Source organism: Herbiconiux sp. 320_LB, from assembly GCF_059691755.1.
This window is the reverse complement of the sequence record NZ_JCAWAD010000005.1, coordinates 268,769-288,381: the sequence shown is the minus strand read 5'-3', so window position 1 is coordinate 288,381 and position 19,613 is coordinate 268,769. Positions and strand designations below refer to the sequence as shown.

The following is a 19,613-nucleotide window of genomic DNA, read 5'->3' as shown; positions in this document are numbered from 1 at the left end:
GGGCACGTCTCCCCGCCGCGCCACGGTGGCGCGATTACAACCCCAGCGTAGCGATCAGGTTGCCCACCGACTGCTCCGTGGCCCGTCGCGTGCTCGCGCCGGTGAAACCGCCCAGGTGCGGTGTGAGGATCGTTCGGTCGTGCCGGAGGAGGGGGGTGAGCGCGGGGGGCTCCGTGTCGAAGGCGTCGACCGCGTAGGAGGAGAGCTGCCCGGACTCGAGCGCCTCGAGCACCGCGCCGTCGTCGACCAGGGCCGAACGGGCCGTGTTGACGAGCACGGCATCCCGTCGCATGGTGGCGAGCACCTCGGCGGTGACGAGCGGTGAGCCGTCGGCCGGGGGTGGGCTGTGCAGCGAGACCACGTCGCTCAGGGCGAAGACCTCGGCGAACGAGGCGCTCTCGGCACCGGAGGCCGGCTCGACCTCGGAGAAGGCGTCGTAGGCGAGCACGCGGGCGCCGAGTGCGCCGGCGAGACGCGCGACGATGCGGCCGATGGCTCCGAAGCCGACCAGGCCGACCGTCACATCGGGCATCTCCCGGCCGAGCGAGCGCGACCAGCCGCCGGACTTCATGGCGGCGTCGGCGCGCGGGAGGTCGCGGAGGCTCGCCAGCATCAGCAGCACGGCGAGCTCGGCGACCCCGCGGGAGTTCGCGCCACGCGCGAGCTCCACCCGGACGCCACGGGCCTCGGCGGCCCGCACGTCGACCGCGTCCGCGCCGACGCCGTTGCGGCTGATCACGCGCAGTCGGTCGGCCGCGTCCAGCACCCGTGCAGAGACCGTCTCGACGCCCGCGAGCCAGCCGTCGACCCCCGGCACGAGGGCGAGGAGTTCGTCTTCGCTCGGCAGTCGGCCGGCGGGTCCCGGCACCAGTTCGGCGCCGAGGTCGCGGAGCGGCTGCAGCTCGGACACGGCGTCCAGGCCCTGGGAGGTCATGGAGCGGGGCGTGACGAGGATGCGCATCGGTCAGGCCCTCGTGCGTGCCGCGATGGCCGACAGTTCGTCGAACACCGGCCCGCTGGTCGGGATGGCGATGTCGAACACCTCCGCGATCACCTGGGTCCACCCGTGGATGAAGTAGATCCAGCCGTCCTCGACCTGCAGCGAGCGCTCGGACTCGGCCGCGCGGGCCTGGTCGAGGAAGACGAGGTCGCCGCGGTAGTTCAGGTCCCAGACCACGGCCCGCTCGGGGAAGACGACGGCGTCGGAGAGCGGCGAGCCCGGAGCATCCTTGCCGAGCCCGGTCGCATTGACCACGACGGCCCGCCGGCTCGCCGAGGCGAGCACGGCGTCGTTGTCCTCCGGCGTCGGCGCGAGCGCCGTCTCGAGGCGCACCTCGGCCGAGGCCTCGTCGTGGATCGCGCGCAGGGTCTCGAGCCGGGCGCCGCTGCGGTTGGTGACGACGATCCTGGCGGGCCGGTCGGCGCCGCGCTCCGGTCGGGAGAGGTACCAGTCGATCGCGATCGCCGAGCCGCCGGCGCCGAAGACGACGACGTCGGTCGGGGCCTCCGTGAAGTAGCCGGCAGGAAGGAAGGCGTCGAGGGCGAGCCCGGAGGAGATCGGATCCTTCGCGTGAGCCCGGAACCGTCCGTCTCGCTTGGAGAGGCAGCTCACCTCGTCCATCAGTTCGGCCAGGGGGTCGATCTCGTCGAACAGCTCGCGCGCGGCCCGGTAGAGGTCGATCTTGTGGGTCGTCACGAGCGCACCGAGGCTGAGCGGGTCATCCTTCAGGAACGACACCACGGTGCGGTACTGCTCGTCCGGGGCGTGCAGCGGCAGATCGATCCCCACGAGCTCGACCTCCCCCAGACCGAGTGCTTCGGCCCAGGCGGGGAACACGGTGCGGATCGACGAGCCGCCCGTCGTGACGCCGATGAAGTAGAAGGTGGGGACCGACGCCGCTTCGAGCGTGTCGGGGGTGAAGGTGCGGGGCACGAGGCCTTCTTTCTCTGTGGTCTGCGAGGAGCCGGGGCTGGATGCGGTTCGGCGGGTGCGGAGGCCGGCTCAGGCGCCGTAGGCGGCGACCGTCGAGACGGCGGTGCGGGCGGCCCGGTCGATCTCGTCGAAGCGCCCCTCGGAGATCTGGTCGCGCGGGGCGATCCAGGTGCCGCCGATCGCGAAGACGGTGGCGAGGCCGAGGTACGCGTCGAGGTTGGCGGGGCGGATGCCGCCTGTGGGCATGAAGCGGATGCCGAGGGCCGCGAACGGAGCAGCGAACGCCCCGACGGCAGAGGCCCCGCCCGACTGCTCGGCGGGGAAGAACTTCAGGTGGGTGTGCCCGAGGTCGGCTGCGGCGAGGATCTCGGAGGCGGTGACGGCGCCCGGCACGAACGGCAGGTCGGCCGCCGAGGCTGCGCGGGAGAGGTCGGGGGTGAAGCCGGGGGAGACCCCGAAGTGGGCGCCGGCCTGGACCGCATCCTCGACCTGAGCCGGCGTCAGCAGCGTTCCCGCCCCGACCAGGAAGCCGGGCACCTCGTCGGCGATCGCGCGGATCGCCTCGAGGGCGGCCGGGGTGCGCAGGGTGACCTCGGCGACCGGGAGACCGGCGTCGGCGAGCGTGCGGGCGAGTTCGACGCCGCGGGCCGGGTCGGTGATCTCGACGACGGGGACGATACGCGCGAGAGTCAGACGCTCGAGAGGTGAGCCGGTCATGCCGTCACCGTCCGGTAGCCGCGGTGGCGGGGGTTCGGGATCGTGGTCCAGCCTCCCTCGCCGTCCGAGACGACGAGGGTCTTCATCCCGCCGGCCTCGGCGATGATCGCGTAGTCCTGGCCGGCGTCGGCGGCGTAGGAGAAGAGGGTGACGAACGGCTCGTCGCCGACGTTGACGCTGCGGTGGATCCAGTGGCCGGGCACGTTCACGGCCTTCCCCGGGGTGAGCTCGACGGCGGCGGTGCGACCGTCGACGGTGTCCAGCAGCATGACCCCGCGGCCGCTCAGGCAGTAGTAGAGCTCGGCGCGGTCTGAGATCGCGTGCAGGTGGCCGCGGGTGACGGCGTATTCGTCGCCGTAGGAGCCCGGCAGGAGCGTGCTGGTGCCGACGATCAGCGCGCCGGGGCCGTCCTGGTACTTCTGTTCGTCGACCGAGTAGATCAGGGCCCCGGTGCCCTCGCGCTCGACCGCGGAGGTCCAGGCCCGCTCATCGAGGTAGACGCCGGCCATGTCGCCCAGCTGCTTCTCGTAGTGCCGGGTGGCGCCCGTGAGCTCGCCGGACGGAGATATCTCGATCAGGGTGGGGTGGTCGATTGCCGGTGCGGCGGATGTCATGCGTCTCCTCCTCGAGAGTCGGTAGTCATACTACAAGCATCGTGCCATCACGTCCCCTCAACGGCGAAATCGAGCCCATCGAGGGGGCTGACCGCGGGTGGGATGCGACTGGAGGTCGAATTGATGTAGTTTTACTAGGCGATGCCTCGCGATGCTCGCGGACTCAATGGAGACTCAGGGAGAAGATCAGAGTGGATACGACACGTTTCACCGGCCGCCGGGTGGCAGTGACGGGTGGTGCCGGAGGGATCGGGCAGGCGATCGCCCGCCGTCTGGTCGCCGAGGGAGCGGAGGTCTACGCCCTCGATCGTGCCGGCCTCGACACGCTGCCCGAGGGGGTCCGCGGCTTCGAGCTGGATCTCGCGTCGCCCGAATCCGTCTCGGCCGTCGTGGCGACGCTCTACGCCGACGACCCCCGACCGGTCGACCTCGTCACCAGCGCCGGGATCGTGGAGGACGACGTCGCCGTCGTCGACATGCCGGTCGAGCAGTTCGATGCGGTGCTCGGCGTCAACCTCCGCGGCGTCTTCCTCACCTGCCAGGCCTTCGGCCGGGAACTCATCGCCCGCGGCGGAGGCGCGATCGTCAACATCGCCTCGATGTCCGGCAACGCGGTCGTCAACTTCCCGCAGAAGCAGACGGCCTACAACACCTCCAAGGCCGCGGTCACCGCCTTCACCAAGTCGGTCGCCGTCGAGTGGGGAGCCGCGGGGGTGCGGGTCAACGCGCTCTCGCCCGGGTACGTCGATACCCCGCTGAACCACCTCAAGGCGCACATGCACGACACCTGGAAGCGGGACATCGTGGTGGACCGCTTCGCCACCCCCGAGGAGGTCGCCGCCTCGGTCGCCTTCCTGCTCAGCGACGACGCGCGCTACTACATCGGCGCCGAACTGCTGATGGACGGCGGCTACTCGCTGCGCTGACCGGCGACCGGCCTGCGGCCGCGCCCAGCCACGCCCGCCGCATCCGCCCGACAGCCCTCACTCGCTCCACCCCGCTCGACCCCTCGGAGGACAATCCCGTGATCATCTCGCACGACCTCGGCACGACCGGCAACAAGGCGACTCTCGTCTCGAACGACGCCCGTCTCATCGCGGCGGTCTCGGTGGGCTACGGCGCCGACTTCGGCCCAGGTGGCCGGGCGCAGCAGGATCCCCACGACTGGTGGGACGCGATGGCCGCAGCCAATCGCGAGCTGCTCGCGAAGGGCGGGGTCACCAGCGCCCAGATCGACGCGGTCTCCTTCTCGGGCCAGATGATGGGGGTGGTGCCCGTGGATGCCTCGGGCGAGATCGTGCGCCCCGCGATCATCTGGGCCGACACCCGCTCGGGCGCCCAGTGCGACACGCTGATCGAACGCGTCGGCATGGAACGCGCCTATGCGATCACGGGCCACCGGCTCAACCCGACCTACTCGCTCTCGAAGGTGATGTGGCTCCGTGACAACGAGCCCGAGGCCTTCGCGCGCATCGACACGGTGCTGCAGGCGAAGGACTACCTGGCGTACCGACTCACGGGGATGCGGGTGACCGACCCCTCCGACGCCTCGAGCACCAACGCCTACGACCAGGCCGCGAAGGGCTGGTCCGAGGAGTTGATCGCGGCAGCAGGTCTGGATCGCGGTCTCTTCCCCGAGATCGTCGAGTCGACCACGGTCATCGGAACGGTCACGGCCGAGGCCGCCCGCGAGACGGGCCTGGCCGAGGGCACGCCCGTCGTGATCGGCGGCGGCGACGGACCGATGGCCGCCCTCGGTGCCGGCATCATCGACGCCTCCTCCGGCGCCTACGCCTATCTCGGCTCGTCCTCCTGGGTCTCGGTGAGCGCGGACGCCCCGCTGCACGACCCCCTGATGCGCACGATGACCTTCAATCACGTCATCCCCGGGTGGTTCGTGCCGACGGCCACGATGCAGACCGGCGGGGCCGCCCTCTCCTGGGTGACCTCCCTGCTCGCACCGGACCGCGACGACCGGTACGAGGAGCTCCTCGGGGCCGCCGCCTCGGCACGCGCGGCGGAGGACGGCCTGTTCTTCCTTCCGCACCTACTCGGCGAGCGCTCGCCGTACTGGAACCCGGCGGCCCGCGCGGCCTTCGTGGGCCTGCTGATGCACCACGGCCGGGGCGAGCTCACCCGTTCCGTTCTCGAGGGCGTCGCGTTCAACCTCTACACGGGGCTCCGCGCCTTCGTCGAGAACGGCACGACCATCGATTCGATCGACGCGATCGGGGGCGCCGCGAACTCCGGACTGCTGCTGGACATCTTCGCCGACGTCTGGGGGGTGCCGGTCAGCGCCCGCGACCTGGTCGACGAGGCCAACGCCATCGGGGCCGCCGTCGTGGGCGGTGTCGGCACCGGGATCTTCGACGACTTCGACGTCGCCCTGCGCTTCTCGACCCGCACCGAGGAGCGCCGCCCCCACCCCGATCAGCACGCCCGCTACGGCCGCGAGTACGGGACCTTCCTCGACGCCTACCGACGGCTCGAGCCGTGGTTCGACGGGCTGGCGCGGTGAGGCGCGAGCCCGACCCCGCGGTCATCCGAACCGTTCTCGGCGACATCGACCCCGCCGGGCTCGGCGTGCTCGACTACCACGAGCACCTGTTCCAGGTCTCCCCGCTGCTGGCGGGAGACGAGCTCGACGACGAGGTGCTCTCCGGCCGCGAGGCCCGCTCGCTGGCCGAGGCCGGCGTGCAGGCGATGATCGACGCGACCCCCACCGGGCTCGGCCGCGACGTCGAGGCGACGGCGCGCATCAGCGCCGAGACCGGGCTGGCCGTGGTGCACACCACGGGGGCGCATCACGGCGGTCATTACGGCCCTGGTCATCCGCTGCTCGACCTCTCGGTCGCGGAGCTCACCCGCCGGTTCACCGACGACGTGCGCACCGGCTTCCGGCTCGAGGGCGGCGCCGCGGCGACCGCACCGGAGGGCACCCCCATCCGCGCCGGTATCGTCAAGGCCGGCATCCGCTACTGGGCGATCGGCGACTTCGAGTCGCGCGTGCTCGAGGCCGCGGCCGCGACGTCCACGGCAACCGGATGCGCCGTCATGGTGCACCTCGACCTCGGTTCGGCGACCCACGAGGTGCTCGACCGGCTCGAGCGCGAGGGCGTCGCACCCGAACGGGTCGTGCTCGCCCACGCCGACCGCAACCTCGACCCCGGGCTGCACGCCGACCTCGCCGCGCGAGGGGCCTACCTCGGTTACGACGGGATGGCCCGGCATCGCGAGGCCCCGGACTCCGCCATCCTCGAGTGCCTCGTGGAGGTCGTGGAGGCGGGCGGCGCATCCCGGCTCCTGCTCGGCGGCGACGTCGCCCGGCGCAGCCGCTACCGCGCCTACGACGGGATGCCCGGACTGGCCTATCTGCCCGAGCGTTTCCTGCCCCGGGTCCGTGACCGACTCGATCCCGCCGACTACCGGCTCGTCACCGTCGTGAACGGCGCCCGCCTGCTCGCCATGCCCGCCTGACCCGAAAGGCCCCCATGAAAGCCATCGTCTACGACGAGCCCGGTCGCTTCGCTCTCGCCGAGATCCCGGTCCCCACCCCCGGACCCTTCGAGGTGCTGATCCGCGTGATCGTCGCCGGGGTGTGCGGCACCGACCTCCACCTGCACGACGGCGAGTTCGGCCCCACCTACCCGCTCACCCCGGGCCACGAGATCGTGGGCGAGGTCGTCGGGCGCGGAGCCCTGGTCACGAGCCCCCAGCCCGGCGACCGGGTCACCTTCGACAACACCGCCGCCTGCGGTCACTGCGACGAGTGCCGTCGCGCGCGCCCGGCGTTCTGCCGCCGGCTCATCGCCCAAGGGGTCAACGCGCCGGGCGGGTTCGCCGAGTTCGTGCTCGCCTCCGCCGACCGGTGCTTCGTGGTGAACGACCTCGATCCTGAGGTCGCGGTCTTCGCCGAGCCCACCGCCTGCGTGGTGCACGGTCTCGATGTGCTCGCGCTCACGCCCGGGGCCGAGGTGCTGCTGTTCGGCGCCGGACCGACCGGCCTGCTGCTCGCCCAGATGCTGCGGAGCTCCGGAGCGGGATCGGTGACGGTGGCCGCCCCCACCCTGGCCAAGCTCGACCTGGCCGCCGCCCACGGCGCCGACCGTACGGTGCCGATCGAGCGCGGTGCGGATGCCTCCGGCGAACTGCTCGCGCTCACCGGCGGGGTCGGCTTCGACGTCGTGATCGACGCGACCGGCGCCATCCCCGTGCTCGAGCACGCGATCGCACTGACCCGCACCGGCGGCACGGTCTTCGTCTACGGGATGACCGGAGAGAAGGCCGAGCTGCCGATCCTGCCGTACGAGGTCTTCCGGCGCGAGCTGACGATCAAGGGCTCGTTCGCCCAGCAGTTCTCGTTCGACCGCGCGCTGGCGGCGCTCCGCAGCGGCAGGATCGACACCGACGGCATGATCACGCACCGCTTCGACCTCGAGCACTACGCCGACGCGCTGGCCGCCGTCGCCGACAGCTCGTGCATCAAGGCCGTCATCCGTCCGTAACGGAGCCGTAGCCGGAGCTCGAGCCCGAGACCCCCGGCCTCAGCCCGCGGCCGGGATCGCGAAGACCGTCCACGACCGCGCGGCCGTCGCCCCCGGCTCCAGCACGATCAGGTCCTCGCCCGAGTTGAAGGCGTCCGGCGGGCAGGTCATCGGCTCGACGGCGAGGCCGCGGCGACCGGCCGCCTCGTCCTCGGGCAGGTCCGCGGTGTGCACCTGCACCCAGGGCATCCCCTCGGGCCAGCGGATGCCGGCGCCGGAGCCGGCCCGGTCGGTGACGGTGACCGTCGTGGTGCCGTCCGCATCCGGTTCGAGACCGCCGAAGGCGTGGTCGATGAAGGTCGTGCCGACGGGGCGCGGCGCCCGGAAGTCGAGGGCGCCGTCACCGTCGGCCACGCTCCGGGTGCGCCCGGGCAGCAGGCGCTCGCCGACGATGTCGACCACGATCCGGGCGGGCAGCCGCAGGGTCCACTCGTCGACGCGGCCCGCGCCGCCGATGAGATACGGATGCGGCCCGACTCCGTACGGGGCGGGCAGGTCGCCGACGTTCGTCGTGCGCACCTCGGTCGTGAGCCCCTCGGCACTCAGCCGGTAGGCGACGGAGACCTCGAGCGGGAACGGGTACCCGGCCTGCGCGGGGATGCCGGTGCGGAGCGTCACCGCATCCGGAGCGGTCTCGACGACCCCGAAGTCGAGCCAGCTCGCCAGGCCGTGCAACGCGTGCCCGCGCGCCGGCTCGGTCAGCGCCAGCCGGTGCTCGGCGCCTGCGAAGCGGTAGCGGCCGTCGACCACCCGGTTCGGCCAGGGCACCAGCACCGCACCGCGGTAGTACGGGCGCAGTTCGTCGGCCCCGAAGTGCTGCACCAGGTCGCGCCCGTCGTGGCTGAGCCGTCGGAGCGTGGCGCCGACGGTCGCGACCGTGGCCCGGTAGCCTCCGGCGACCAGGTCGAGCTGGTCGCCGGAGAGCGGCCGGCCCACTCAGAGCCCCTGCGCGAGCCGGTAGTAGGCCTGGTTCCAGCGCACCTCGTTCTGGAAGGCGCGGAGGGTGGTGTCGGCGTCGATGCGCAGCAGTTCGGTCTTCGCGATGGCCGCGAAGTCCTCGAAGACGTCGATGCCGACGGCCGTGGACATCACCGTGTGGTGGGCGGCGCCGGCCGTGAGCCAGGCCGCGGCCGAGACCGCGAACGAGGGCTCGGGGCGCCAGACGGCCCGGCCGACCGGGAGGTTCGGCAGCGGGGCGCGGGGCTCGACGACCTCGACCACGTTCGCGACCAGACGGAACCGGTCGCGCATGTCGCTCAGCGCGACGACGACGGCGGGGCCGGGGTCGGCGGTGAAGACCAGGCGCACCGGGTCGTCCTTGCCGCCGATGCCGAGCTCGTGGATCTCGAGGGTGGGGCGTGAGGTCGTGAGCGACGGGCTCACCTCGAGCATGTGGGCGCCGAGGATCGTCTCCGCACCCTCGACCAGGTCGTAGGTGTAGTCCTCCATGAGCGAGGCGCCGCCGGGCAGGCCCGAGCCCATCACGTTGGCGGCCCGCACCAGGATCGCCGTCTTCCAGTCGCCCTCGGCGCCGAAGCCGTAGCCCTCGGCCATCAGCCGCTGCACGGCGAGCCCGGGGAGCTGCTTCAGGGCACCGAGGTCTTCGAAGCTGGTCGTGAAGGCGCCGAAGCCGCCCTCCTCGAGGAAGGAGCGGAGCCCGAGCTCGATCGCGGCCCCGTCACGCAGCGACTGGTGGCGCTCGCCGCCGCGGCGGAGCTCCGGCACGACGTCGTACTGCTCCTCGTACTCGGCCACGAGGGCGTCGACGGCGGCGGTGTCCTCCTCGAACCGGGCCACGGCCTCGGCGAGCTCGTTCACGCCCCAGGTGTTCACCTGCACGCCGAAGCGCAGCTCGGCCTCGGTCTTGTCGCCCTCCGTGACGGCGACGTAGCGCATGTTGTCGCCGAAGCGGGCGAGCTTGAGGGTCTTGGTGGCCTGCCAGCCGGCGGCCGCACGCGACCAGTCGGCGATCTGCTTCTGCACCAGCGGGTTGGTGGCGTGGCCGACGACCGTCTTGCGGGCGACGCCGAGCCGGGTCTGGATGTAGCCGAACTCGCGGTCGCCGTGCGCCGCCTGGTTCAGGTTCATGAAGTCGAAGTCGATGTCGGCGTAGGGCAGCTCGACGTTCGCCTGGGTGTGCAGGTGCAGCAGCGGCTTGGCGAGCGCGTCCAGGCCGGCGATCCACATCTTGGCGGGGCTGAAGGTGTGCATCCAGGCGATCACGCCGATGACGCGGTCGTCGGCGTTGGCGTCGAGGGCGGCGCGACGGATCGACTCGCTGTCCTTCAGCACCGGCTTCCAGACGATCCGCACCGGGACGACGCCGGCGGAGTCGATGGTCGAGGCGATGACCTGCGACTGCTCCGCGACCTGGCGGAGGGTTTCCTCGCCGTAGAGGTTCTGGCTTCCGGTGAAGAACCAGATCTCGTAGGGGCTGAGGTCGGTGCTGAGCGTGCTCAATTGAGGGATCCTGTCGGCTCTTGTCCGTAGACGTTCTGATAGCGGTTGAAGAGGGAGTCGATCGCCGCCGGGTCGATCGGGGTCGGCGTGCCGAGCTGACGCGAGAAGTGCACCGTGCGGGCGACGTCCTCGACCATGACGGCCGCCTTCACGGCGTCGCGCGCGTCGCGGCCGATCGTGAACGGGCCGTGGTTCTTCATCAGCACCGCCCGCGAGCGGTGGCCGGCCAGGGTCTCGACGATCCCGCGGCCGATGGAGTCGTCGCCGATGATCGCGAAGGGGCCGATCGGGATGTCGCCGCCGAACTCGTCGGCCATCGCGGTCGTGACGCAGGGGATCGGCTCGCCGAACGCGGCCCAGGCCACGGCGTAGGGGGAGTGGGTGTGCACCACTCCGCCGACCTCGGGCATGTTGCGGTAGACGTAGGCGTGTGCGGCCGTGTCGCTCGAGGGCGAGCGCTCGGAGCCGGGGGTGCCCTCGACGACCTGCCCGTCGAGGGTGCAGAGGATCATGTTGTCGGCCCGCAGCTGGTCGTACATCACGCCGGAGGGCTTGATCACGAACAGGTCGGCGCCGGGCACGCGCCCGGAGACGTTGCCTCCGGTCCAGACCACGAGCCCGTACCGGACGAGCTCGGCGTGCAGGGTCGCGACCTGCTCGCGGGTGCGGGCGATCGCGTCGCGGAGCTCGGGCGACAGGGCGTCGGCGGTGGGCTCCGTGGTGGGGTCGGTCATGCGGATGCTCCTTCCAGGGGGAGGGCCAGGACGGCGGCGCGCTCGGCGGCGAGCCCGTCGCGGTAACGGTCGAGGTAGGCGGCGAACCCGGCCACGTCGGCCGGGTCGGGGTCGACGACGCTCGAGTCGGAGCGGGCGAAGACCGTCTCGTGCAGGTAGCGGTCGAGGGTGGTCTCGGAGGTCGTGGCGCCCGCCGCACCGCTCGCGCCCGCCGCCTCGGCCTTGGCCGCGGTGAAGGCCGCGAGCACGGCCATGCCCCAGGCGCCCCCCTCCGACGCGGTGCGGGTCACGGCGACCGGAGCGCCGATCGCTCCGGCGAGGAAGCGCTGGGCGACGCCCGCGGTGCGGAACAGGCCGCCGTGGGCGAACATCCGGTCGAGGGCGACCCCCTCCGAGTCGAGCACCCGCATGCCGAGTGCGAGGGTGCCGAAGACGCCGTAGAGCTGGGCGCGCATGAAGTTGGCGAGGGTGAAGCGGCTGTCCGGGGTGCGCACCACCAGGGGCCGGCCCTCGTCGAGCCCGGCGATCGGCTCGCCGGAGAGCTGGTTGTAGGCGAGCAGGCCGCCCGCATCCGGATCGCCCGCGAGCGCCTCGCGGAACAGGATGTCGAAGACGGCGTCGGGATCGGTCGCGGCCCGCCCACCACCCGCATCCGCTCGCCCCGCCTCGGCGAAGCGCACGAACAGCCCGGCCCACGCGGCGAGCTCGCTCGCGCCGTTGTTGCAGTGCACCATCGCGACCGGGTCGCCCGCGGGCGTGGTCACCACGTCGATCTCGTCGTGCGGGCGGGAGAGCGGATGCTCGAGCACGACCATCGCGAAGATGCTTGTCCCGGCGCTGACGTTGCCGGTGCGCGGGGCGACCGAGCAGGTCGCGACCATGCCGGTGCCGGCGTCGCCCTCGGGCGGGCAGAACAGCGCGCCGGGTCGGAGCAGGCCGGAGGGGTCGAGCAGGAGCGCGCCGTCGGCGGTCAGCTCACCGGCCGGCTCGCCCGCGACGAGCACCTCGGGCAGCAGCTCGGCGAGCCGGAGGCCGGGGGCGTCCTCGGCCACGAGCCGGTCGTACGCCGCGATCATCGCGGCGTCGAAGCCCCCGGTCGCGGCGTCGATCGGGAACATGCCCGAGGCGTCGCCCACGCCGAGCACGCGGCGGCCGGTGAGCCGCTCGTGCACGTACCCGGCGAGGGTGGTCAGGTGACGGATGCGCGGGACGTGCTCCTCGTGGTCGAGCACGGCCTGCTGCAGGTGGGCGATCGACCAGCGCAGCGGGATCGTCACGCCGAACAGGGCGCCGAGCTGGGTCGAGGCGGCCCCGGTCGTGGTGTTGCGCCAGGTGCGGAAGGGCACCAGCAGCCGGTCGTCGGCGTCGAAGGCGAGGTAGCCGTGCATCATCGCCGAGATGCCGATCGAGCCGTAGCCGGTCGGGCGCACGCCGTAGCGCGTCTCGGCGTCGGCGACCAGCGCGGCGTGCGCGGCTTGCACCCCGCTCCACACGTCCTCGAGCGAGTAGGTCCAGAGACGGTCGACGAACTCGTTCTCCCAGTCGTGGCTGCCGACGGCGAGCACCTCGCCGTCGGGGCCGATCAGGCACGCCTTGATGCGGGTCGAGCCGAACTCGATGCCGAGGGCGGTGCGCTCCTCGAGGATCGTCCAGGCCGGGCCGCTCCTGGCCGGTTCGGCGAGGAGCGAACCCAGGGGGACGGCAGGCTCGCTCATCGGACGGGACTCCTTCGGCTCGACATGTGAGCGATCACATGATCGATCACAACGGAAGTGTACGACAAGCCGGGGCCGTCTGTCATCCGACGGGTCCGCGTCAGCGGTCGGTCGATGCGCCCACCCGCGGGGCGTCAGCGGCCGGTCGGGGCACTCACGCCCGGGCCGTCAGTGGGCGGTCGGTGCGCCCTCACTCGCCGCGTCGCCAGAATCCGCCGAGTCGGCAGCCCGGCGCCGGGAGGCGCCGACCGGGGTCGCCGACTCCCGCACGATCAGCACCGGCTTGACCGACGGCGCCACCTCGCTCTCGCCGAGCAGCAGGGCGACGGCGCGCCGGCCCGCCTCGGCGAAGTCCTGACGCACCGTGGTGAGCGCCGGGCGGTAGAACGCCGCCTCGGGCACGTCGTCGAAGCCGACGACGCTGAGGTCGGCGGGCGGCTCGAGCCCCGCCTCCGCCGCGGCCGCGAGGGCGCCGAGCGCCATCTGGTCGTTGCCGGCGAAGATCGCGGTCACCCCCTGCGCGATCAGCTCGCGGCCCGCGCGGTACCCGGATGCGGCGCTCCAGTCGCCGCTGGCCACCAGGTCGGCCTCCAGGCCCCGGGAGATCAGCTCTTCGCGGAAGCCGCGGACACGCTGGGAGGCCTCGATCGAGTCGGCGGGGCCGGCGATGTGCCCGATCCTCCGGTGCCCGAGCTCGGCCAGGTGCACGGTCGCGAGCCGCGCGCCGACCACCTGGTCCAGCGAACGGTCGTCGCCAGCCGGCGCGACCGAGCCCACGCCGCCGTGCGCCGCATCCGGGTCGTCGTCGGCCTGAAGGGTCACCCACGGGATGCCGAACGAGCGCTTGGAGAGGATCTCGAGCACGCTGACCTGCGGTGCGACGACGACCAGGCCCTCGGCCGAGAGCGCGGCGAGATGGTCGACGGCCTCGTCGATCGACGCGAGCGACAGCCCGTCGGCGTTCGCGATCGTGACGCTGTAGCCCCGGGCCCGGGCGGCCGACTCGACGGCGGCGACGCTGGAGGCCGGGCCGTACTCGCCCGCGGCGGCCGTGGAGAGGATGCCGATCATCCGCGACCGGTTCGACGACAGGGCGCGCGCGGCGGCGTTCGGTCGGTAGTCGAGCTCGGCGATCGCGTCGAGTACGCGCTGGCGGGTGCTGGGCCGGAGGCTGGGGTGGTCGTTCAGCACTCGGGAGACGGTCTGGTGCGAGACGCCGGCCGCGCGGGCCACATCCATTACGTTGGCCGGGCGCTGACGGCGAGCGGGGGCCGGGGGAACGGGGTCTGCACTCATCTGACGATTATCGGGGGACGGGGCCCCACCCGTCAGCACCACCCCGCGGACTCGCATTCGCGCTCGCCGCCGACGGGCGACATAATCGACTCACGAACGCGATGTGACCGTGCACATGACTGGTCCGCGCTCGTCACGCGAAGGTGCGGGCGGTGCCCCGCCGCACGGCGGGAGTGGAGCGGGCAGATGGCGGAAGACGACACCCGGGCGACCCGGGCGCCGAGCATCCGCGACGTCGCCCGCCTCGCGGGGGTCTCCCACCAGACCGTGTCCCGCGTGCTCAACAACCACCCCAGCATCCGGGTCGAGACGAAGGCCCGTGTCCAGCGGGTGATGGACGACCTGCAGTACCGGCCGAACCGGGCCGCCCGGGTGCTCGTCACGAGCCGCTCCCGCACGATCGGGGTCCTGGCCTACCAGGCGGCGCACTACGGGCCCGCCTCGAGCATCCTGGCGATCGAGCAGGCCGCCCGCGCCGAGGGCTACTTCGTCAACACCGTCAACCTCGAGGCCACCGACGCCGAGTCGATCGGGCAGGCGCTCGGCCACCTGCTCGACCAGGCCGTCGAGGGCCTGGTCGTCATCGCGCCTCAGGTGCGGGTCTTCGAGACCTTCGACGAGCTGAACCTCTCGGTTCCGTTCGTCACGCTGCAGAGCACGGGGGCCTCGCGCAACACCCTGTCGGTCGACCAGGTGACCGGGGCGCGATTGGCCACGCGTCACCTGATCGATCTCGGGCACCGCCACATCCATCATCTCGCCGGACCCCAGGACTGGATCGAGGCGGAGGCCAGGATGCACGGCTTCCTGACCGAGATGAGCGATCGCGACCTGCCGGCGACCGCGCCGATCCTGGGGGACTGGAGCGCCGACTTCGGCTACCACGCGGGGCGCGAGCTGCTGAGGGTGCGGGACTTCACGGCGATCTTCTCGGCCAACGACCAGATGGCGCTGGGCTTCATCCACGCCGTCCGTGAGGCGGGCCTAGACGTGCCGCGGGATGTGAGCATCGCCGGGTTCGACGACATCCCGGAGGCAGCGCACTTCTGGCCACCCCTGACCACGGTGCGGCAGGACTTCCCCGAACTCGGGCGGCGCGCGGTCGCCCTGCTGCTCGGCCGGCTCGCGGACGACGACCGCCCGGAGGTGAGCCTGGTGCCCGATCTCGTGGTGCGCGGGAGCACCGCTCCGCCACCGTTCTGACCCGATTCGGTGACGATCCGATGCCGATCCGGCCCGCCCGGAAAAGTCGGGTTGACATTTTTCGGGAACGTGAGGCACCATTGCCCAAGTCGATGTGACCGTTCACATTCAGCTCGAACCAAACGAAGGAGTTTGCCGCGTGTCCACCTCAGCCGCATCAGGAGCCGTTCTCAGCACGGCACCCGCGGCGCGAGCCCGGCACGACCGCGACTGATGCCGAACCGGCGCTCACGGGCGTCCCCGATTCCGCACGCCACCGCGCGACAGCGTCCTACTCCCTCACCGCACCACCTGCAGACAACGAAGTCATCTCACACAGAAAAGGACACACCGTGAAGAAGAAAATCGCACTCTCGATCCTGGCCGCCGGGGCCATGGTCGTCTCGCTCGCCGGTTGCGCGGGCGGCTCGAGCACCTCGGGCGACAGCGGCTCCAGCAGCGGCGGCGACGGCAGCCTGATCGGCGTCGCGATGCCGACCAAGTCCTCCGAGCGGTGGATCGCCGACGGTGACAACATCAAGAAGCAGCTCGAGGACGCCGGGTACACCGTCGACCTCGAGTACGCCGAGGACGACATCCCCACCCAGGTCTCGCAGATCGAGAACATGATCACCAAGGGCGCCAAGGCCCTGATCATCGCCTCCATCGACGGCACGACGCTGACGAACACGCTGCAGAACGCCAAGGACAACGACATCCCGGTCATCGCCTACGACCGCCTGATCCGCGACTCCGACAACGTCGACTACTACGCCACCTTCGACAACTACAAGGTGGGCGTCGAGCAGGCGACCTCGCTGCTGACCGGCCTCGGTGTCGTCGACGCGAGCGGCGCGAAGACCGGCACGAAGGGCCCGTTCAACATCGAGCTGTTCGCCGGAAGCCCCGACGACAACAACGCCACCTTCTTCTTCAACGGCGCGATGGACACCCTGAAGCCCTACATCGCCGACGGCACGCTGGTCGTCAAGAGCGGTCAGACCGACTTCAACACCGTCGCGACGCTGCGCTGGGACCCGGCGACCGCCCAGGCCCGCATGGAGAACATCCTCACCTCGACCTACTCGGACGGCTCGAAGGTCAACGGCGTGCTCTCGCCCTACGACGGCATCTCGCGCGGCATCATCTCGGCGCTGACCTCGGCCGGCTACACCACGGCCGACATCCCGATCATCACCGGTCAGGATGCCGAGCTCGACTCCGTCAAGGCCATCGAGGCCGGCGAGCAGTACTCGACCATCTACAAGGACACCCGTGAGCTGGCCAAGGTCGCCGTCGAGATGGCCACCGCGCTGCTGACCGGCGGCACCCCGGAGACCAACGACACCGACACCTACGACAACGGAAAGAAGGTCGTGCCCTCGTACCTGCTGCAGCCGGTCGTGGTCACCAAGGCCGACATCCAGAAGGTCCTGGTCGACGGTGGCTACTACACCGACGCTCAGGTGAACGGCTGATCCGCACACCCACGCGGATCTGAAGACGGGTCTGCCCGGTCGCCTCTCGGTCGACCGGGCAGACCTTCCGCGGTGACCAGGTCCGACCGGCCGCACCGCGAACCCCGTCCATCCACTCGCACCTCCACCGCCTCCGAGGAGAGACCGTGACCACCAACATCCTGGAAATGCGAAACATCACCAAGACGTTCCCCGGCGTCAAGGCTCTGCAGGACGTGACGCTCGACGTCGCGCGGGGAGAGGTCCACGCGATCTGCGGCGAGAACGGGGCCGGCAAGTCCACCCTCATGAAGGTGCTGAGCGGGGTCTACCCGTTCGGGACCTACGAGGGCGACATCGTCTTCGAGAACGAGACGATGGAGTTCCGCGACATCCGCGACAGCGAGGCCAAGGGCATCGTGATCATCCACCAGGAGCTGGCGCTGAGCCCCTACCTGTCGATCGCGGAGAACATCTTCCTCAACAACGAGATCAAGGGCCCGCTGGGCCTCATCGACTGGAACAAGACCAACCTCGAGGCCTCGAAGCTCCTCGCCCGGGTGGGGCTCCGCGAGAACCCGACCACCAAGGTGATGGACCTTGGTGTCGGCAAGCAGCAGCTGGTCGAGATCGCGAAGGCGCTCTCCAAGCGGGTCAAGCTGCTCATCCTCGACGAGCCGACGGCCGCCCTCAACGACGAGGACAGCGACCACCTGCTCGATCTGATCCTCTCGCTCAAGGGCCAGAACATCACGTCGATCATCATCAGCCACAAGCTGAACGAGATCAAGAAGATCTCGGACACGGTCACGGTCATCCGCGACGGCAAGGCGATCGAGACGATCCCCAAGCAGGAGGTGACCGAGGAGCGGATCATCAAGGACATGGTGGGCCGCGACCTCGAGCACCGGTACCCGGACCACACCCCGCACATCGGCGAGGAGATCCTCCGGGTCGAGGACTGGACCGCCTACCACCCGCAGGACCCGACCCGGGTGATGGTCGATCACGTGAACATCACCGTGAACCGCGGCGAGATCGTCGGGATCGCCGGCCTCATGGGGGCGGGTCGCACCGAGTTCGCCATGAGCCTCTTCGGCCGCTCCTACGGCACCCGGATCTCGGGCCGCGTCTTCAAGAACGGCCAGGAGATCAAGACCCGCACGGTCTCCGAGGCGATCCAGAACGGTCTCGCCTACGCGACCGAGGACCGCAAGTTCTACGGCCTCAACCTGATCGAGGACATCAAGCGCAACATCTCGATGGCGTCGCTGAAGAAGCTCGAGCACGCCGGCCTCGTCGACGACAACGAGGAGTACAAGATCGCCGACGGCTACCGGAAGTCGATGAACATCAAGGCCCCCTCGGTGCTGGCCAAGGTGGGCAAGCTCTCCGGCGGCAACCAGCAGAAGGTCGTGCTGAGCAAGTGGATCTACTCGGATCCGGACGTGCTCATCCTCGACGAGCCGACCCGCGGCATCGACGTCGGCGCCAAGTACGAGATCTACACGATCATCAACCGGCTCGCGGCCGAGGGGAAGGGCGTCATCGTCATCTCCAGCGAGCTCCCCGAGCTGATCGGCATCTGCGACCGGATCTACGCGATCGCCGAGGGCCGCATCACGGGCGAGGTGCCGATCAGCGAGGCCACCCCCGAAACGCTCATCAAGTACATGACCATGGAAAAGGAACGTCACGATGTCTGATCTCGAGACCAAGCCGGCCGACGACACGGCCGCCGGAGGCCGCGTCGACCCGGTCGACAACCGCTTCACCCGTGCCCTCAGCCACGTCGTCTCCGACCTGGGGAAGAACGGCATCTTCATCGCGCTGATCCTCGTGGTCGTGGTGTTCGAGATCCTGACGAACGGGGTGCTCCTGCGCCCGCAGAACGTCTCGAACCTGATCGTGCAGAACGGCTACATCCTGATCCTCGCGATCGGCATGGTGATGGTGATCGTCGCAGGCCACATCGACCTGTCGGTCGGATCGGTCGCGGCCTTCGTCGGCGCGGTGTCGGGTGTCTTCGCGGTGAACATGGGGATGCCCGCGTGGCTCGCCGTCGTGCTGTCGCTCCTGATCGGCGCCCTGGTCGGCGCCTGGCAGGGCTTCTGGATCGCGTACGTCGGCATCCCGGCGTTCATCGTGACCCTGGCGGGCATGCTGATCTTCCGCGGGCTCACGCTCGTGGTGCTCGGCAACCAGAACATCGGCTCGTTCCCCGACTTCTACCGCGCGCTCGGCAACGGCTTCATCACCGACGTCTTCGGCGCGCTGGAGATCGACCCGCTGACCATGGGCGTCGCCGTCATCGCGATCATCGCGCTGATCGTGCAGTCGGTCCGCACCCGCCGCGGCCGTCAGAGCTACGGGCAGGAGGTCGAGCCCGCCGCCTGGTTCGTCGGCAAGCTCGTGCTCGTCTCGGCCGTCGTGCTGCTGTTCGCATACGCCCTCGCGACCTTCAAGGGCATCCCGGTGACCCTGATCGTGCTGGCCGTGCTCATCCTGATCTACGGTGTGATCATGAACCGCTCGGTCTTCGGTCGCCACGTCTACGCGATCGGCGGCAACCTCCACGCGGCCGAGCTCTCGGGCATCAAGACCCGCAACGTCACCTTCTGGCTGTTCGTCAACATGGGCTTCCTCGCCGGTCTCGCCGGTCTGGTCTTCACCGCCCGCCTCAACCTCGCCGGGCCCAAGGCCGGTGACGGCTTCGAGCTCGAGGCCATCTCGGCCGCCTTCATCGGCGGCGCGGCGGTCACCGGTGGTGTGGGCACGATCGGTGGAGCCATCGTCGGTGGTCTGATCATCGGTGTGCTGAACAACGGCATGTCGATCATGGGCATCGGCATCGAGTGGCAGCAGGCCGTCAAGGGCCTCGTGCTGCTGCTCGCGGTCGCCTTCGACGTCTACAACAAGCGCCGCTCGGGCGGGCGGTAGCCCGTCACGGGCTGACGGACA

17 protein-coding genes are annotated in these 19,613 nt (G+C 70.7%); 8 read left to right on the top strand and 9 right to left on the bottom strand.

The features are described 5' to 3' along the window. Window positions 1-34 precede the first annotated feature (34 nt). The 4 genes from AC59HU_RS14855 to AC59HU_RS14840 all read right to left on the bottom strand — a co-directional run bounded on the left by AC59HU_RS14855 (window position 35) and on the right by AC59HU_RS14840 (window position 3,264). Window positions 35-961, bottom strand: coding sequence for a phosphoglycerate dehydrogenase (locus tag AC59HU_RS14855; protein ID WP_497224194.1), 927 nt, complete (start codon window positions 959-961; stop codon window positions 35-37). Between the two features lie 3 nt (window positions 962-964). Further along, window positions 965-1,933: a shikimate dehydrogenase family protein gene (locus AC59HU_RS14850; RefSeq protein WP_497224193.1), complete on the bottom strand. Its 969-nt coding sequence runs from the start codon at window positions 1,931-1,933 to the stop codon at window positions 965-967. Window positions 1,934-2,002: 69 nt separating this feature from the next. Next, on the bottom strand, window positions 2,003-2,650 hold the full coding sequence (gene eda / locus AC59HU_RS14845; RefSeq protein ID WP_497224192.1) for a bifunctional 4-hydroxy-2-oxoglutarate aldolase/2-dehydro-3-deoxy-phosphogluconate aldolase: 648 nt from the start codon (window positions 2,648-2,650) through the stop codon (window positions 2,003-2,005). Next, a complete protein-coding gene (locus AC59HU_RS14840) occupies window positions 2,647-3,264 on the bottom strand; it encodes a glucose-6-phosphate isomerase family protein (protein WP_497224191.1) in 618 nt (205 codons plus the stop codon). Before AC59HU_RS14840 ends, eda begins: the two co-directional genes overlap by 4 nt. Window positions 3,265-3,455: 191 nt before the next feature. Here AC59HU_RS14840 and AC59HU_RS14835 point away from each other — a divergent pair, with 191 nt between their 5' ends. The 4 genes from AC59HU_RS14835 (at window position 3,456) to AC59HU_RS14820 (ending at window position 7,769) form a co-directional block, all read left to right on the top strand. After that, entirely contained in the window at window positions 3,456-4,190 is a 735-nt protein-coding gene (locus tag AC59HU_RS14835) for an SDR family NAD(P)-dependent oxidoreductase (RefSeq protein WP_497224190.1), read from the top strand. Between the two features lie 98 nt (window positions 4,191-4,288). Next, complete coding sequence (gene xylB, locus AC59HU_RS14830; protein ID WP_497224189.1) at window positions 4,289-5,782, top strand: xylulokinase; 1,494 nt, start codon at window positions 4,289-4,291, stop codon at window positions 5,780-5,782. Then, window positions 5,779-6,741, top strand: coding sequence for a phosphotriesterase family protein (locus AC59HU_RS14825; protein ID WP_497224188.1), 963 nt, complete (start codon window positions 5,779-5,781; stop codon window positions 6,739-6,741). Before xylB ends, AC59HU_RS14825 begins: the two co-directional genes overlap by 4 nt. Window positions 6,742-6,755: 14 nt before the next feature. Continuing rightward, window positions 6,756-7,769: a zinc-dependent alcohol dehydrogenase family protein gene (locus AC59HU_RS14820; RefSeq protein ID WP_497224187.1), complete on the top strand. Its 1,014-nt coding sequence runs from the start codon at window positions 6,756-6,758 to the stop codon at window positions 7,767-7,769. Between the two features lie 39 nt (window positions 7,770-7,808). Here the strand turns inward: AC59HU_RS14820 and AC59HU_RS14815 are convergent, their stop codons facing one another. The 5 genes from AC59HU_RS14815 to AC59HU_RS14795 form a co-directional block, all read right to left on the bottom strand. Beyond that, the gene (locus AC59HU_RS14815) at window positions 7,809-8,744 is read right to left on the bottom strand and encodes an aldose 1-epimerase family protein (RefSeq protein WP_497224186.1); all 936 of its coding nucleotides are present in this window, start codon (window positions 8,742-8,744) and stop codon (window positions 7,809-7,811) included. Then, a complete protein-coding gene (gene araA, locus AC59HU_RS14810) occupies window positions 8,745-10,268 on the bottom strand; it encodes an L-arabinose isomerase (protein ID WP_497224185.1) in 1,524 nt (507 codons plus the stop codon). It lies immediately after the preceding gene. Continuing rightward, window positions 10,265-11,002 (bottom strand): L-ribulose-5-phosphate 4-epimerase, encoded by a 738-nt coding sequence (locus AC59HU_RS14805; RefSeq protein WP_497224184.1) that lies wholly within the window; start codon window positions 11,000-11,002, stop codon window positions 10,265-10,267. The genes araA and AC59HU_RS14805 overlap by 4 nt, the downstream gene beginning before the upstream one ends. Then, window positions 10,999-12,717, bottom strand: coding sequence for a xylulokinase (locus AC59HU_RS14800; protein WP_497224183.1), 1,719 nt, complete (start codon window positions 12,715-12,717; stop codon window positions 10,999-11,001). The genes AC59HU_RS14805 and AC59HU_RS14800 overlap by 4 nt, the downstream gene beginning before the upstream one ends. A 168-nt stretch (window positions 12,718-12,885) precedes the next feature. Beyond that, window positions 12,886-14,013 carry a LacI family DNA-binding transcriptional regulator gene (locus tag AC59HU_RS14795; RefSeq protein ID WP_497224182.1) on the bottom strand — a complete coding sequence of 376 codons (1,128 nt, stop codon included), beginning with the start codon at window positions 14,011-14,013 and terminating at the stop codon, window positions 12,886-12,888. Between the two features lie 186 nt (window positions 14,014-14,199). On the opposite strand from AC59HU_RS14795, the gene AC59HU_RS14790 reads away from it, so the two are divergent. The 4 genes from AC59HU_RS14790 (at window position 14,200) to mmsB (ending at window position 19,592) form a co-directional block, all read left to right on the top strand. Then, complete coding sequence (locus AC59HU_RS14790; RefSeq protein WP_497224181.1) at window positions 14,200-15,216, top strand: LacI family DNA-binding transcriptional regulator; 1,017 nt, start codon at window positions 14,200-14,202, stop codon at window positions 15,214-15,216. Between the two features lie 374 nt (window positions 15,217-15,590). Further along, window positions 15,591-16,673 (top strand): multiple monosaccharide ABC transporter substrate-binding protein, encoded by a 1,083-nt coding sequence (gene chvE, locus AC59HU_RS14785; protein WP_497224300.1) that lies wholly within the window; start codon window positions 15,591-15,593, stop codon window positions 16,671-16,673. A 167-nt stretch (window positions 16,674-16,840) separates the two neighbouring features. Beyond that, window positions 16,841-18,358: a multiple monosaccharide ABC transporter ATP-binding protein gene (mmsA, locus tag AC59HU_RS14780; protein ID WP_497224180.1), complete on the top strand. Its 1,518-nt coding sequence runs from the start codon at window positions 16,841-16,843 to the stop codon at window positions 18,356-18,358. Then, window positions 18,351-19,592, top strand: coding sequence for a multiple monosaccharide ABC transporter permease (mmsB, locus tag AC59HU_RS14775; protein ID WP_497224179.1), 1,242 nt, complete (start codon window positions 18,351-18,353; stop codon window positions 19,590-19,592). Before mmsA ends, mmsB begins: the two co-directional genes overlap by 8 nt. The last annotated feature ends 21 nt before the right edge of the window (window positions 19,593-19,613 follow it).